The 14,901-nt window shown below is 35.0% G+C and carries 13 protein-coding genes; all 13 read right to left on the bottom strand.

Features of this window, described 5'->3' with window-relative positions:
- Positions 1 to 135: 135 nt before the first annotated feature.
- Positions 136 to 1,083, bottom strand: coding sequence for an Mn/Fe ABC transporter substrate-binding lipoprotein EfaA (gene efaA / locus CBF36_RS05600; RefSeq protein WP_270279649.1), 948 nt, complete (start codon positions 1,081 to 1,083; stop codon positions 136 to 138).
- Positions 1,070 to 1,927 carry a metal ABC transporter permease gene (locus CBF36_RS05595; protein WP_125957348.1) on the bottom strand — a complete coding sequence of 286 codons (858 nt, stop codon included), beginning with the start codon at positions 1,925 to 1,927 and terminating at the stop codon, positions 1,070 to 1,072. Before CBF36_RS05595 ends, efaA begins: the two co-directional genes overlap by 14 nt.
- A complete protein-coding gene (locus tag CBF36_RS05590) occupies positions 1,927 to 2,709 on the bottom strand; it encodes a metal ABC transporter ATP-binding protein (RefSeq protein WP_243637981.1) in 783 nt (260 codons plus the stop codon). Before CBF36_RS05590 ends, CBF36_RS05595 begins: the two co-directional genes overlap by 1 nt.
- A gap of 161 nt (positions 2,710 to 2,870) precedes the next feature.
- Positions 2,871 to 3,065: a hypothetical protein gene (locus tag CBF36_RS05585; protein WP_125957347.1), complete on the bottom strand. Its 195-nt coding sequence runs from the start codon at positions 3,063 to 3,065 to the stop codon at positions 2,871 to 2,873.
- Between the two features lie 16 nt (positions 3,066 to 3,081).
- A complete protein-coding gene (locus CBF36_RS05580; RefSeq protein WP_125957345.1) occupies positions 3,082 to 3,771 on the bottom strand; it encodes a CPBP family intramembrane glutamic endopeptidase in 690 nt (229 codons plus the stop codon).
- An 85-nt stretch (positions 3,772 to 3,856) separates the two neighbouring features.
- Positions 3,857 to 5,371, bottom strand: coding sequence for a DUF1846 domain-containing protein (locus CBF36_RS05575; RefSeq protein WP_125957344.1), 1,515 nt, complete (start codon positions 5,369 to 5,371; stop codon positions 3,857 to 3,859).
- 59 nt (positions 5,372 to 5,430) lie between these two features.
- Positions 5,431 to 6,381 (bottom strand): L-threonine 3-dehydrogenase, encoded by a 951-nt coding sequence (locus tag CBF36_RS05570; RefSeq protein ID WP_125957342.1) that lies wholly within the window; start codon positions 6,379 to 6,381, stop codon positions 5,431 to 5,433.
- Between the two features lie 75 nt (positions 6,382 to 6,456).
- Positions 6,457 to 8,055: a CTP synthase gene (locus tag CBF36_RS05565; protein WP_125957341.1), complete on the bottom strand. Its 1,599-nt coding sequence runs from the start codon at positions 8,053 to 8,055 to the stop codon at positions 6,457 to 6,459.
- 183 nt (positions 8,056 to 8,238) lie between these two features.
- Positions 8,239 to 9,426, bottom strand: a complete 1,188-nt coding sequence (locus CBF36_RS05560) for a glycine C-acetyltransferase (protein ID WP_207854468.1) — start codon at positions 9,424 to 9,426, stop codon at positions 8,239 to 8,241.
- 118 nt (positions 9,427 to 9,544) lie between these two features.
- On the bottom strand, positions 9,545 to 10,711 hold the full coding sequence (locus tag CBF36_RS05555) for a SulP family inorganic anion transporter (RefSeq protein ID WP_125957338.1): 1,167 nt from the start codon (positions 10,709 to 10,711) through the stop codon (positions 9,545 to 9,547).
- A 138-nt stretch (positions 10,712 to 10,849) separates the two neighbouring features.
- Positions 10,850 to 12,256 carry a dihydrolipoyl dehydrogenase gene (gene lpdA, locus CBF36_RS05550; protein ID WP_125957336.1) on the bottom strand — a complete coding sequence of 469 codons (1,407 nt, stop codon included), beginning with the start codon at positions 12,254 to 12,256 and terminating at the stop codon, positions 10,850 to 10,852.
- Between the two features lie 12 nt (positions 12,257 to 12,268).
- Positions 12,269 to 13,873, bottom strand: a complete 1,605-nt coding sequence (locus CBF36_RS05545; RefSeq protein WP_125957335.1) for a dihydrolipoyllysine-residue acetyltransferase — start codon at positions 13,871 to 13,873, stop codon at positions 12,269 to 12,271.
- Between the two features lie 47 nt (positions 13,874 to 13,920).
- The gene (locus tag CBF36_RS05540; RefSeq protein WP_125957333.1) at positions 13,921 to 14,898 is read right to left on the bottom strand and encodes an alpha-ketoacid dehydrogenase subunit beta; all 978 of its coding nucleotides are present in this window, start codon (positions 14,896 to 14,898) and stop codon (positions 13,921 to 13,923) included.
- Positions 14,899 to 14,901 lie beyond the last annotated feature (3 nt).

The following is a 14,901-nucleotide window of genomic DNA, read 5'->3' as shown; positions in this document are numbered from 1 at the left end:
TCCTTTTTATTTGGTTAGACACCTTAATTATAAAGGAAAGTGCTATTTTTTTCGTCAAAAAAAGGAACAAAATCAAAAATAATTTTGTTCCTTTTACTCTTTTTTGGTAGACTTTTGGGTCAGCCTCGTTTTTCGTTATTTCATTAATCCTTCATGAATGGTATCTAAATTCCATTTCAACATATCATAATAAGTATCTCCTGTTTCACCTTTTTTAGCTAATGAATCAGTAAATATTGTATCGTAAATTGGAATCCCTGTTTCTCGTGAGACAGTCTCCATACTGCGAGCATCCACACTTTGTTCAACGAATAGATTGGGTACTTTTGTTTGTTTAATCTTATCAATGATTTGACTCATTTGATCTGGTGTTCCTTGATTTTCTGTGTTAATTTCCCAAATATACGCTGCATTTACCCCGTAAGCTTTTGAGAAATATTTAAATGCACCCTCACTTGTCACAAGTAGATTTTTATCTTTTGGAATATCCGCAAAACGACTGGTATTTTCATTGTGTAAGGCTTCTAGTTTTTCTGTATAAGCTTTGGCATTTTTTTCATAATCTTCTTTGTGTTTCGCATCTTTTTCCACTAGGACATCTTTAATATTATTCACATAGATAATCCCATTTTTTAATGATAACCAAGCATGAGGATCTTGTTCGCTTTCTTGACCTTCACTTGTTAAATACATTGGCTCAACATTTTTACTTACAACAAAGTAATCTTCATTTTCTTTTTTCTTACTTGTTTGCATTAATTTTAAGAACCAACCATTTCCACCAGTCTCAAGATTCAACCCATTATAAAAAATCACATCAGCATCAGTTGATTTAGAAATATCTTCTGGAAGTGGTTCATACTCATGAGGGTCTGTTCCACGAGACACAATACTGTGAACGTCAACATGCTCTCCTCCAACATTTTCAACCATATCAGCAATAATCGAATTGGTTGCAACAACTTTTAATTTATTGCTATCTACATTTTTTTCTGTAGAAGCACTTCCTGTTGAACAGCCGGCTAAAAAGAACACCATTAACCCTGCTATAAGACTTGATAAAATAAGACTAGACTTCTTCAATGACAACTTCCTCTTTTCTTTTAATAATAAACCCTTGTTTTGGTGAAAATATAAACGCAATAATAAAAAACACAACAGTGGTCAGAACAATAGTTGCTCCTGAAGCTAAGTTATAGGAATAGCTAAAGAATAATCCAATCACTGCACTAACTGCTCCTAAACTACTTGCAATGACAATCATTGTCGATAGCTTATCAGTTAACAGATAAGCTGTTGCAGCAGGTGTCACGAGCATTGCCACTACTAAAATAGTGCCGACTGTTTGAAGTGATGACACCGCCACAAGTGTTAGGAAAAACATGAGTGCATAATGAATGACTTGGACTTTTAATCCGTATGCTTGTGCCATTACTGGATCAAATGAGCTGACTAATAATTCTTTATAAAATAAAACCACAAATAAAATGACCGCAACCGCAACAGCTAATGTTGTGTACATATCACTTGGTCTAACAGCTAATACATTTCCAAATAGAATATGATATAAATCGGTCGAGCTTTCGGCAAATGAGATTAAAATAATCCCTAAAGCGAAAAATGAACTAAAGACAATCCCGATAGCTGTATCATTTTTTAATTTACTTTTTTGTGTCACAAAACCAATCAATCCTGCTGCCATTATCCCAAATATGGATGCACCAATCATATAACTTCCACCAAGCATATAAGACACTGCTACACCAGGTAATACCGCATGAGAAATGGCATCTCCCATTAATGACATCCCTCTTAAAATAATAAAACTACCAATCACACCAGAGACAATCCCCACTATGACTGAGGTTATTAATGCATTTTGTAGAAAATCATATTTAATTAATCCTTCAATAAAATGTTGTATCATTAATCATTCACTCCCTTAATCACGATTTCTCCCATTGTTTCTCCGTATGCTTTTTGAATGGTAGATGTCGTAAATGTTGTTGATACTGGCCCACTTGCAATAAGTTTTTTATTTAGAATAATTAAATTATCAAAGTATTCTTTTGTTTTATGTAAATCATGGTGCACGATTACAATCGTTTTTCCTTCATCTCTTAATTCTTGTAGTAGTTCAACAATCAATTTTTCACTTACCATGTCAATCCCAACAAATGGTTCATCTAAAAAGATAATATCTGCATCTTGTGCTAAAGCTCTCGCAATAAACACTCGTTGTAATTGTCCCCCAGATAAATTACCGATTTGTCTTTTGGAAAAATTTTCCATTTTGACTTTTTCAAGAGACTCTTGAACCTTTTGTTTATCTTCTTTTTTTGGTCGACGAAACAACCCTAATTTTGGATAAGTTCCTAACATCACTGTTTCCTCCACTTTTATCGGAAACGTCAAGTCAATGGCACTTCGTTGTTCCACATATGCAATCTGCTTTCTAATCACATCAATAGATTCTCCTGCGATAGATACATTTCCACTATCTGTTTTAATCAATCCAATCACACTTTTTAAAAAAGTTGATTTTCCGGCCCCATTTGGACCAATAATTCCAGTGATTTTTCCTGGTTCAATGGATAAACTAATATCTTCTAATGCTACTTTAGATTGATAAGATACAGATATATGTTTAACGTCTATAGGTTCTTGCACTAATCCCTCATAAGACATGGTTAATACTTCTTCTTGCATTTCTTTCACCTTTTCTATTTTTGGAATAATTTAATATTTTTTTAGGTAAACCTAAACTTAAAATCATTATAGCAAATGAGAATCATTTTCACAACTCAATTGTTTAGAAAAAAAGATAAAAAAAGAGACGACCATAAAATATAGTCGTCTACTCTAAGTATTTAATTGAACGTACCACTTAAATAGAAGAAGAAAGCACCAATCATTAAAAAAATAAATCCAATGATATATTGTTTTATCATACTTGTATCTCTAAAAAGAAATAAACGAGTTTTCACCCAAGATTGAGCTAATACTGCAAAAACTAGTCCAATCATCACTGCAACAAAACCTATCAAACGATATGTATCTTGCATCGTGTTCACACCTTTCTTAACTAATTAATTTAACAATAATTAGAAACAAACTAGATAATACTGCTGTACTATTAAATAATAAATGGGCAATAATTGGGACCCAAATATTTTTAGTTAGTAAATAAAACACACCAAAAACTAAACCAGCACACGCATAAGGAATACTTGCGATAAAGCTTCCACCAAAATTATAATAATGAGAAAAACCAAATAACAAACTAGAAACAATCAACATAACAGCTAATAAGCCTTTATTTGATTTGTAGATATACATTCCTTCATATCGGTAAGTCACTTCTTCAACAAATGCCACAACTAAATCTAGTAGACCTGCTAGCAATGAAAATAAAAGTCCCAAAGCTGTATCAATACTATAATCATATCCATGAGCTGGATTTTTAGGGATAAACTGATTAAAAAAAGGTCTAGTCATTTGAATGACGACTGACACAATCACTAACGTCAAAATAACAAATAAAATATTCCGCCATTTGGCTTGTTTAAATTCAGTCCATTGATTTGATAACATCGCTTTTTTTGTTTGAATCTCTCTAAAAAATAATCCCATAAACCAAATTAGTGGAAATAAAAAGTATACATACCCATTTGTTCCAGCAATCATTCTTGAGACTGTCAGAATTAATAATGTTCCAATAAAAATTAAAGAAACAGATACCAATGATTTTTTCATTGTATTTTCTCTCATTTTTCATTTCTCCTTTCAAAAAACAACAAGTAAACCTAACGAACATAGTGTAACTAGGTTTACTTATTATTTCAAGCAATTGCTATTAGATATAAAATAAATTCTCTGATGAAAAGACTGGGTCACTTGTCACATTCATACCCAATTTTTTAAGTACTTGTTCATCATCTTTATTTAACATCACTGTTGAATGAGCTTCCACACCATCCAAATTAGCTAATTGTTCATAAGCTAGTTGGGCTGTTGGATTAGTTACGGCACTAATTGATAAAGCAATCAAAACTTCATTTGCATTTAATGCCGTCATTTTATTGCCTAACTCTTCTACTTTCATTTTCTGAATGGTTTCTAAAATAACTGGCGACAATAATAAAATATCATCAGAAATATTAGCTAAACGTTTAATTGAATTCAAAATAGCCGCAGCTGAGGCATCCATTAAATCAGACGTGCGTCCTGTTACAATTTCTCCAGTTGGCAATTCAAAAGCCATGACAGAAATTGGGTTAACACCCTCTTCTGTTGATAATTTTTTTAGGTTTTCAGCATATTCTCTTGCAGGAATAACTGACAGACGATCTTCTTTTTTAAGCTCCATCTCTTCCATAATCAATTGAATACGATTTACAACATCTTCATCAACCATACCACGTTTATAAAAACACTCTGTATCAAAACAACGACGAATAATTTCTTCTTTTGAGGCTTCTTTTACAACCTCATCATCAATGATACCAAAACCAACTCGGTTAACACCCATATCTGTTGGTGATTTGAAGACAGATTCTTTATTGGTAATTCTTTCAATAATTCGCTTAATAACTGGGAATGTTTCTAAATCACGATTATAATTAACCGCCACTTCTCCGTATGCTTCAAAGTGGAATGAATCCATCATATTCACATCTTTTAAATCCACTGTTGCTGCTTCATAAGCAATGTTTAATGGATGTTTTAATGGAATATTCCACACAGGGAATGTTTCAAATTTAGAATAGCCTGCCACACGTCCTAAACGGTTTTCATGATAAATTTGACTTAAACTTGTGGCTAATTTCCCACTACCTGCTCCTGGAGCTGTAATGACCACAATTGGCTTTGTTGTTGGAATATATGGGTTTTTACCAAATCCCTCATCACTCACAATTTGATCAATATTATAAGGATACCCTTCGATTGCTTCATGCGTGTAAACTTTAATATTACGCTTTTCTAATTTGTTAATAAAAATTTTCGTAGATGGTTGGCCACTGTAACGCGTGATCAACACACTATTGACAGATAAACCATATTCATTAAATTCGTCAATCGATTTTAAAATATCCATGTCATATGTGATACCATAATCACCACGAATTTTATTACGCTCAATATCTCCTGCATAAACGCAAATAATAACTTCTGCTTTATCTTTTAATTTTTGTAATATTTTAATTTTAGAGTCTTCATCAAATCCTGGTAACACACGTTTTGCATGTTTATCTCCAATTAATTTTCCACCAAACTCTAAATATAATTTATCGTAATTATTTACACGCTCTAAAATAAATTTTGATTGTTCCTCGATGTATTTTTGAGAATCAAATCCTAGCTTTCTCATGGTTTTCCTCCTTAAAAGTTAGGATAAATGGTAAAACTGTTACCAACAATGTTTAACACTTAACATAACTTTTCTTCTAATTTTTTTAACATATCTTGTGTCATCTTGTCTAAATCATATTTAGGGCTAAATCCCCACTCTTCTTTAGCGCAGTGACAATCTAAACTATTTGGCCAAGAATCAGCAATGGCTTGAAGTTTTGGATTCACTTCATAGCTCATTGTAAATTCAGGGCGATATTTTTTTATACTTTTAGCAATTAATTCTGGTGAAAATGACATAGCTGAAATATTAAATGCATTACGATGTACTAGCTTACTTCCATCTGCTTGCAAAAGCATCATAATCGCATCAATAGCATCTGGCATATACATCATATCCATATAAGTGCCTTCTTTTATCGGACAAACATAATGATTATTTTTTATGGCTTCATAATAAATTTCAACAGCGTAATCTGTTGTCCCACCACCAGGTAACGTATCATAAGAAATAAGTCCAGGAAATCTGACTCCTCTAGTATCGACACCAAACTTATTAAAATAGTAATCACACAACAATTCACCTGCAACTTTTGTAATACCATACATCGTTTTTGGTCGTTGAATCGTATCTTGTGGTGTATCTATTTTAGGTGTCCCTGGACCAAATGCACCAATTGAACTTGGGGTAAAAAATAACAAGTCTAATTCTCTTGCAACTTCTAACGCATTTGTTAATCCAGTCATATTGATATACCAAGCATCTTGTGGTCTGTCTTCTGCAACAGAAGACAAAAGAGACGCTAAATGAATCATAGTATCTACTTTAAAATCATAGGCTAGTTTAAACATACGATCTTTATCTAGCACATCTAGTACCTTAAATTCACCATTCTCAACAGTTGGATTATCTTCTGGCATACGGATATCTGTTGCCAATACATTGGCTGTACCTAATTCTTTTCTTAGTCTTTCTACTAATTCTGTCCCAATTTGGCCTAAACAACCAGTTACTATAACACGTTCCATATCATATCACCCTTCGTTATACCTGTTTTTTATAACTCGAGTATATCATGATAATATGTGTTTTTTGTTAACTATTTAGTTATTTAAGCTTGCTCTAATAAATCCATTAAATAACGGATGACTTCTATTTGGACGTGACTTGAACTCTGGGTGAAATTGGCAAGCAACAAAGAAATCATTTTCTGGAATTTCAACTATTTCAACTAAACGATTGTCTGGCGAAACGCCTGAAAAGACCATTCCCGCTTCTTCAAATGATTCACGGAATGCGTTGTTAAATTCATAACGATGACGATGGCGTTCACTAATCATCTCTTGATTATCGTACAATTCGCGAGTTTTAGTATCTGGCTTCAATTCACATGGATAGGCTCCTAATCGTAGTGTTCCTCCCATATCTTCTACACCTGCTTGATCTAACATTAAATCAATAATATTATAAGGTGTTTCTGGTGCCGTTTCTTTTGAGTCTGCTCCTTCAAGCATCAAGACATTTCTTGCAAACTCAACACAGGCCATTTGCATTCCCAAACAAATACCTAGAAACGGTATATTATTTTCTCTTGCATAACGAATGGCTTCAATCTTCCCTTCAATCCCTCTATCACCAAATCCACCAGGAACAAGGACACCATCTACTGTTGATAAGTAATCAGAAACATTTTCTGCCGTGACATTTTCTGATTGTATCCACTCAATTTCAATGTTTGTATCATGTTCATACCCTGCATGTTTTAAAGCTTCAACCACTGATAGATACGCATCTGGTAATTCAACATATTTACCAACTAATGCAATACGTGTTTTGTGTTTTAAGTTTAGCACGTGTTTTGCCATCTCTTGCCACTCTGCCATATCTGCTTTAGACGTTTCAAGACCTAAATGCTCACACACAATATCATCTAATCCTTGTGCTTCTAAATTAAGTGGAATATCATATAATGTCTTCACATCTCTTGATTCAATGACTGCTTCTTCTGGCACATCACAAAACTGAGCTAATTTTTGTTTCATTTCTTGTGGCACTTCTTCTTCTGTTCTAACGACTAAAATATCTGGTTGGATCCCAAGACTACGTAATTCTTTCACACTATGTTGTGTTGGTTTGGTTTTCATTTCCCCTGCTGCTCTTAAATAAGGAATCAATGTTGTGTGGATATATAACACATTATCTTTACCCACATCTGCCTTCATTTGTCTCAATGCTTCTAAAAATGGTAAGGACTCAATATCTCCAACTGTTCCACCAACTTCAGTAATAATCACATCTGCCTCATTCGTGTCAGCTGCTGCCATCATTTTTTCTTTGATTTCGTTGGTAATATGTGGAATCACTTGGACTGTTGCACCAAGGTATTCTCCTTTTCTTTCTTTTCTGATTACCTCAGAATAAACTTTTCCTGTGGTCACATTTGAGTGTTGATTTAAATTAATATCAATAAATCGCTCATAATGACCCAAATCTAAATCTGTTTCTGCCCCATCTTCAGTGACGAATACTTCACCATGTTGGTAAGGACTCATTGTTCCAGGATCAATGTTAATATAGGGATCAAATTTTTGAATCGTGACATTCAATCCACGATTTTTTAATAATCGTCCTAATGATGCTGCTACAATCCCTTTTCCGATTGAAGATACTACTCCACCTGTTACAAAAATGTACTTTGTCATAACATTCGCCTCTTTTCATATGTATTACTTGGGGAAGATACTTCTATAAAAAACAAAGAAAAGCCCCCTATTCATTCGAATAAGGGAGCTTTAATTTATGTCTATCTGCCTCTATCTTTCAAGAGTGCCCAAAAAGTATGATACAAGGGTTTTAGTCTTTCGTCAAGAATTTAATTGTGAAAATCATATAATTTTCATTTCTTTCCCAACTTTTTCATATATAGCTACTGCCTCATCTAACATCTCTTTTGTATGTGCTGCTGTTGGCATATTTCTAACACGGCCAGTACCAAGTGGGACAGTTGGAAACACAATTGGTTTCACATATACCCCTTCGTTAATCAGTCGCTTAGCAAATTCTTGAGCTAGTTTTTCATCTCCTAAGATAACTGGCGTGATAGGTGTTTCTGACTTGCCAATATCATAACCAATTGCTTGAAGTTTTTCTTTAAAATAGTTGGCATTTTCCCATAATGTATCAACATAAGATGGATCATTTTCCATTAATTCCAATGCTTTTATGACTGCTGCACTAGCACCTGGAGTCAGTGACGTTGAGAATAAAAATGGTCGTGCTTGGGATTTTAACCAATCAATCAATTGTTGACTACCAGCTACATATCCCCCAACTACACCAATCGCTTTAGATAATGTTCCCATTTGAAAATCAACTTTATCTGACAAACCAAACTCTTTCACCGTTCCAGCACCTTTTCCTAAAACACCAGAACCATGTGCATCATCGACGTATACAATCAAACCATATTTTTCAGCGATTTCCATAATTTCTGGCATTTTGGCTACATCACCATCCATAGAAAAGACACCATCAGTAATGTACATCACTTTTTTATATAAACCACTTTCTACGGCTTCTTTTGCTTTTTTCTCTAAATCTTCCATATCAGAATGATTTACTCGAATAATCTTAGATCCAGATAAGCGGCACCCATCAATAATAGACGCATGATTCAGTGCATCCGATAAAATCGCATCTTCTTTTGTCATAACGGCAGATATAGCTCCCATGTTACAATTAAATCCTGATTGGAACGCGATTGCTGCTTCAGTCCCTTTAAACTTAGCAATTTTTTCTTCTAATTCACGATGGATATCAAGCGTTCCATTAATGGTACGAACAGCCCCTGCTCCAACACCATATTTTTCTGTTGCTTCATTAGCTGCTTGAATCAATTCTGGATGCGTAGCAAATCCCAGATAGTTATTTGACGCCAGGTTAATTTTTTTCTCCCCATCAATTTCTATAATTGGCCCATTCGCACCTTCTACTACATCAATTGTTGAATACAATCCTTTTTCTTTCAGATTTTCCAATCCTTCATTTAAGAACGTTTCCAAATTAGGACTCATATGTGACATAAAAATTCCTCCTATCATCTATTTATTTCATTATAGCGTTTTTTTATACCTCATTCGACTATTATTAATAAATGATAATAAAAAAAACAATGTTATCATTGCCTTTTTACTATTTTTTATTTAATTTTGTCAATAATATCAGTAAAGCATTCAGTATCACTCCACTAAAAATACCAATAGCTAAATTGCCTGTATAAACAATAATCGCAACTGTTACAACCATCACAGTACTTTCAAGCATTTCCCATGATTTAACTAGCTCCAAACTTTTCCAATCAAAAGTATCAGCCGCAACTGTAATCATAATACCAATCAATGCAGCAGTTGGAATAACAACCATCAATGAATCCAGTACAAAAATAAATAATAACAACGTACACCCAGACACAAAGGTAGATAAACGTGTTCGACCTCCTGATTTGACATTTATAACAGCTTGTCCAATCATCGCACAACCTGCCTGACCACCAAATAATCCTGTAATAAAATTGGCTAATCCTTGTGCTTTTACTTCACGCTTACTATCACTTGTTGAATTTGTCATCTCATCCACAATCGGAATCGTCAATAACGTTTCCATTAATCCAATGAACGTTAATGAAATGGCTGTTGGTAAGATTATCCACAATGTTTCTACATTCATTGGCACTAGTGGCAAGCCGAATGATACATCGAGTGATGACATATCTCCCAAATCTCCCACTGTATAGAAATTTCCTTTAAATACAAATGATAAAATAGTCATGACTGTAATAATAATCAATGCTGGTGGAACAACTTTAATCACTTTTGGTAGTAAATAAATAGCTAGGATACTGACTATAACCATCACATAGCCTAACATATTTTGTTCGGGTAATTGTTGCGTTTGAGCTAAAAAAATTGAAATAGCTAGCCCATTAACAAACCCTATCATGACACTTTTAGGAATATATTTCATCAATCTATGAACATTTAAATAACCTAAAATAAATTGAAATACACCAGTTAAAATCGTTGCTGCAATCATGTAATTAACGCCATGAGAATTAACTAATCCCGCTATAACGAGAGCCATCGATCCTGCTGCTGCTGACACCATGGCTGGTCTACCACCAGTTAATGTAATAACTAAAAGAGTTGTTGCTGAAGCAAATAATGCTGACATCGGATGAACACCTGCAATAATAGCAAATCCTATGACTTCAGGTAAAATCGCAACAGATGATACTAAACCTGCAAATATATCCCCACGCGTATTTCCAATCCATTCATCTTTTTTTATACTAAGTAACACACATTTTCCTCCCCTAAATTCTTTTCCACAAAAAATTATCTTATCACAACTTTTTAAATAATACACGTTTAGAATATAAAAAAAGCACCTCTAAAAAGAGATGCTTTATACGTCCGAACAAACAATGCTTAAATTTAATTACATATGAATTGGCATACCTAATGCTAATTCTGCTGTATCCATAACAGCTTCAGATAATGATGGATGTGAATGGATAGTTAAAGCGATATCTTCAGCATTCATTCCAGCTTCAACAGCTAAACCAATTTCTGCAATAATATCACTCGCACTAATACCAGCAACTTGTCCACCAACAATTACGTTGTCTTCTTTAGTTGTCACTAAACGTACAAATCCTTCAGTTTGGTTTAATGATAATGCACGACCATTTCCACCTAATGAGAATTTAGATGCTTTCACGTTTAATCCAGCTTCTTTTGCTTCTTTTTCTGTCATACCAACAGTTGCCAATTCAGGATCTGTAAAGGCTACAGCTGGCATTGCACGATAATCAACTGCTACTGGTTCACCAGCAATGGCTTCTGCAGCAATTTTAGCTTCGTAGCTCGCTTTATGAGCAAGAGCAGCTCCAGGAACGATGTCACCAATTGCGAAAATACTTTTCACGTTAGTGCGTCCTTGGTTATCCACTTTTACTAATCCACGATCCGTCATTTCAACACCTAAGATTTCTAAACCTAAATCATCAGTGTTTGGACGACGACCAACAGTTACCATTACGTAATCAGCTTCAACTTTTTCTTCTTTACCATCAACTTCATAAGTGACAGTGACGCTATCGCCATTGTCAACAGCTTCTTTAGCCATTGCTTTTGTGACAACTTTGATACCTTTATTGTCGAATTCTTTTTCAACAAGTTTAACCATGTCTTTTTCAAACGTTGGTAAAATTTGAGGAGAACCTTCTAGGATAGTTACTTCAGCACCAAGGTTAGCATAAGCTCCACCTAATTCAGCACCGATAACACCACCACCGACGATAACTAATTTTTTAGGAACTTCAGTAAGGTTTAATCCACCAGTTGAATCGATAACACGTCCACCAAATTTAAATCCTTTAATTTCGATTGGGCGGCTACCTGTTGCAACGATAGCATGATTGAATGAATAAGTTTGTGCATGGTCACCATCGATAACACGTAATGTTTTTTCATCAACAAAGAATGCTTCTCCGCGAATAATTTCTACTTTGTTTTTCTTAAGTAAGAATTCAACACCACCAGTTAATTTTGCAACTACTTGGTTGTTTTTCCATTCTTGAGTTTTAGAAAAATCAAGTGAAACATTGTCAGCAGTCACGCCAAAGATAGCTGAATGCATTGCTTCTTGATATTTGTGTCCTGCACTAATTAGTGCTTTTGATGGAATACATCCGACGTTTAAACAAACGCCGCCGATGTATTCTTTTTCAATAATGGCTACTTTTTGGCCCATTTGTGCTGCACGAATTGCGGCAACATATCCACCAGGTCCTGCACCAATTACTACTGTATCTAATTCTAATGCGAAATCTCCTACAACCATTAACTATTCACCTTATCCTTCCATTAATAATAATTCTGGATCAGCTAATAAACGTTTAATATTGTTCATTGCTTTTTGTGCTGTTGCTCCATCAACGATACGGTGGTCAAAGCTTAATGATAATTTCATCATTCTTCCAACAACAATTTCTCCATCTGCATTTACAACAGGTTGTTGTGTAATAGTACCAACACCTAAGATAGCAACTTCTGGGTAGTTAATAACCGGTGTAAACCAGCCACCACCAACAGACCCAATGTTACTAATTGTTACAGTACCATCACGCATATCAGCTGCAGTTAATTTACCTTCAATAGCTAAAGCAGCTTTTTCGTTAATTTCATCTGCAATATCAAACATGCTCTTAGTGTTAGCTTGTTTAACGTTTGGTACATATAAACCATGATCAGTATCTGTTGCAATACCAATGTTATAGTAATGTTTGTAAACAATTTCGTTTGTTGCGTCATCAATTGATGCATTTAATGTTGGGAATTTTTGCATAGTTGCAGTTAATGCTTTAACAACATATGGTAAGAAAGTTAATTTAGTGTTTCTTGTTGCTGCAACATCTTTAAATTTCTTACGGTGATCCCATAATTTAGATACTTCAACATCATCATGTAATGTTACATGAGGTGCAGTATGTTTGCTGTTTACCATTGCTTTAGCAATTGCTTTACGTGTTGGAGTCATTTTTTCACGAACTTCAACTTCAGGCATACCTACAAATGGTGCTGCTGGTTTAGCAGTTTCTTTAGCTGGTGCAACAGAAACTTTTTCTTCAGATACAGCAACTTTTTCAACTGATTGAGCTACTGGAGCTGAACCAAAGTTATCAATATCAGATTTAACCACACGTCCACCTTTACCAGTTGGTGTCACTAAAGTGATATCAACACCTTTTGCACGTGCATATTGACGTACTGATGGCATTGCTAATACACGAGCACTTGGTTTACCTGTTGGCTCACTTGATGCTGGTGCACTTGTAGTTGGAGCTGTAGATGCTGTTGGTGCTTCAGTAGCTGGTGCACTTGCAGGCGCATCGTTATGTCCTGGTGCATCGATTTCTACTAATACATCACCAACGTTTGCTACTGTTCCTTCTGGTACTAATACGTTAACGACTTTACCTGTTACAGGAGAAGGAATTTCTTCTACTGATTTGTCATTTTGTACTTCTAGTAATGTATCGTCTTCGTTAATTGTATCTCCAGCAGAAACAAACCATTTTACGATTTCACCTTCTGCTATACCTTCACCGATATCAGGTAATTTGAATTGGAATACGCCACCTGTGCTAGCTGCAGGAGCACTTGCTGCTGGTGCAGCTGCTTCTTCAGCAGGAGCGATTGTTTCTTCTTCATCTTCGTGTCCTGGTGCGTCGATTTCTACCAACACATCACCAACGTTTGCTACTGTTCCTTCTGATACAAGAACTTTTAATACTTTACCTGTTACAGGAGAAGGAATTTCTTCTACTGATTTATCATTTTGTACTTCTAGTAATGTATCGTCTTCGTTGATTGTATCGCCCTCTTTAACAAACAATTTAACGATTTCGCCTTCTGCTATACCTTCACCAATGTCTGGTAATTTAAATTTAAAAGCCATCTGTTATTTTCTCTCCTTCTGTTGTGCATTCAGTTAATTTCAACTAATTAGAATGAATGAATTTCTCTTACTTTTGCTTCGATATCTGATGCATTTGGTAACCATGCACCTTCTGCTTGACCAAATGGATAAACTGTATCAGGTGCTGACACACGTCCGATTGGTGCTTCTAAAGAAAGAACCGCTCTTTCTGAAATTTCTGAAACAACTTGAGCGCCAACTCCGGCTTGTCTTTGTGCTTCTTGAACAACTACAACACGTCCTGTTTTTTCAACAGAGGCAATAATTGTGTCCACATCTAATGGGGCAACTGTTCTTAAGTCAATGATTTCAACAGAAATACCATCTTTTTCTAATGCTTCTGCTGCTTTGATTGCTTCACGAACCATTGCACCGTAAGTAATAACTGAAACATCAGTTCCTTCTCGTGTTACAGCTGCTTTATCTAAAGGAACTGTATAAGCACCTTCTGGAACTTCTTCACGGAATGAACGGTATAATTTCATGTGTTCTAAGAAAACAACTGGATCGTTGTCACGAATAGCTGAAATTAATAATCCTTTTGCATCATATGGATTACTTGGAATAACCACACGTACACCTGGTGATTGAGCGATTAACCCTTCTAAGTTATCGGCATGCATTTCAGGTGTATGAACACCACCACCAAATGGAGCACGGATTGTAACTGGAATATTACGAGTACCACTCATACGGTAACGAGTACGAGCCATTTGTCCGATAATTTCATCCATCACTTCAAATACGAAACCAAAGAATTGGATTTCTGCAACTGGACGGAAGTTTTCTAAAGCTAAACCGAATGCTAAACCACCGATACCTGACTCAGCTAATGGTGTATCGAATACACGATCCACACCAAATTTTTCTTGTAATCCTTCAGTAGCACGGAATACCCCACCGTTATTACCAACATCTTCACCAAATACTAATACATCTTGATTTGCTTCAAGTTCTACTGCTAAAGCATCTGTGATTGCTTGAATCATTGTTTTTTGTGCCATGAT

The sequence above is a fragment of the Vagococcus bubulae genome, from assembly GCF_003950315.1.
Taxonomy (GTDB): domain Bacteria; phylum Bacillota; class Bacilli; order Lactobacillales; family Vagococcaceae; genus Vagococcus; species Vagococcus bubulae.
This window is presented reverse-complemented; position numbering and strand designations above follow the sequence as displayed.

Coding starts and splice junctions, on each gene's coding strand:
- CBF36_RS05595 (WP_125957348.1), bottom strand. CDS start 1,927: ATGATACAACATTTTATTGAAGGATTAATTAAATATGATTTTCTACAA.
- CBF36_RS05560 (WP_207854468.1), bottom strand. CDS start 9,426: ATGAGTCCTAATTTGGAAACGTTCTTAAATGAAGGATTGGAAAATCTG.
- CBF36_RS05565 (WP_125957341.1), bottom strand. CDS start 8,055: ATGACAAAGTACATTTTTGTAACAGGTGGAGTAGTATCTTCAATCGGA.
- CBF36_RS05570 (WP_125957342.1), bottom strand. CDS start 6,381: ATGGAACGTGTTATAGTAACTGGTTGTTTAGGCCAAATTGGGACAGAA.
- CBF36_RS05575 (WP_125957344.1), bottom strand. CDS start 5,371: ATGAGAAAGCTAGGATTTGATTCTCAAAAATACATCGAGGAACAATCA.
- CBF36_RS05585 (WP_125957347.1), bottom strand. CDS start 3,065: ATGCAAGATACATATCGTTTGATAGGTTTTGTTGCAGTGATGATTGGA.
- CBF36_RS05580 (WP_125957345.1), bottom strand. CDS start 3,771: ATGAGAGAAAATACAATGAAAAAATCATTGGTATCTGTTTCTTTAATT.
- CBF36_RS05540 (WP_125957333.1), bottom strand. CDS start 14,898: ATGGCACAAAAAACAATGATTCAAGCAATCACAGATGCTTTAGCAGTA.
- CBF36_RS05545 (WP_125957335.1), bottom strand. CDS start 13,873: ATGGCTTTTAAATTTAAATTACCAGACATTGGTGAAGGTATAGCAGAA.
- CBF36_RS05590 (WP_243637981.1), bottom strand. CDS start 2,709: ATGCAAGAAGAAGTATTAACCATGTCTTATGAGGGATTAGTGCAAGAA.
- lpdA (WP_125957336.1), bottom strand. CDS start 12,256: ATGGTTGTAGGAGATTTCGCATTAGAATTAGATACAGTAGTAATTGGT.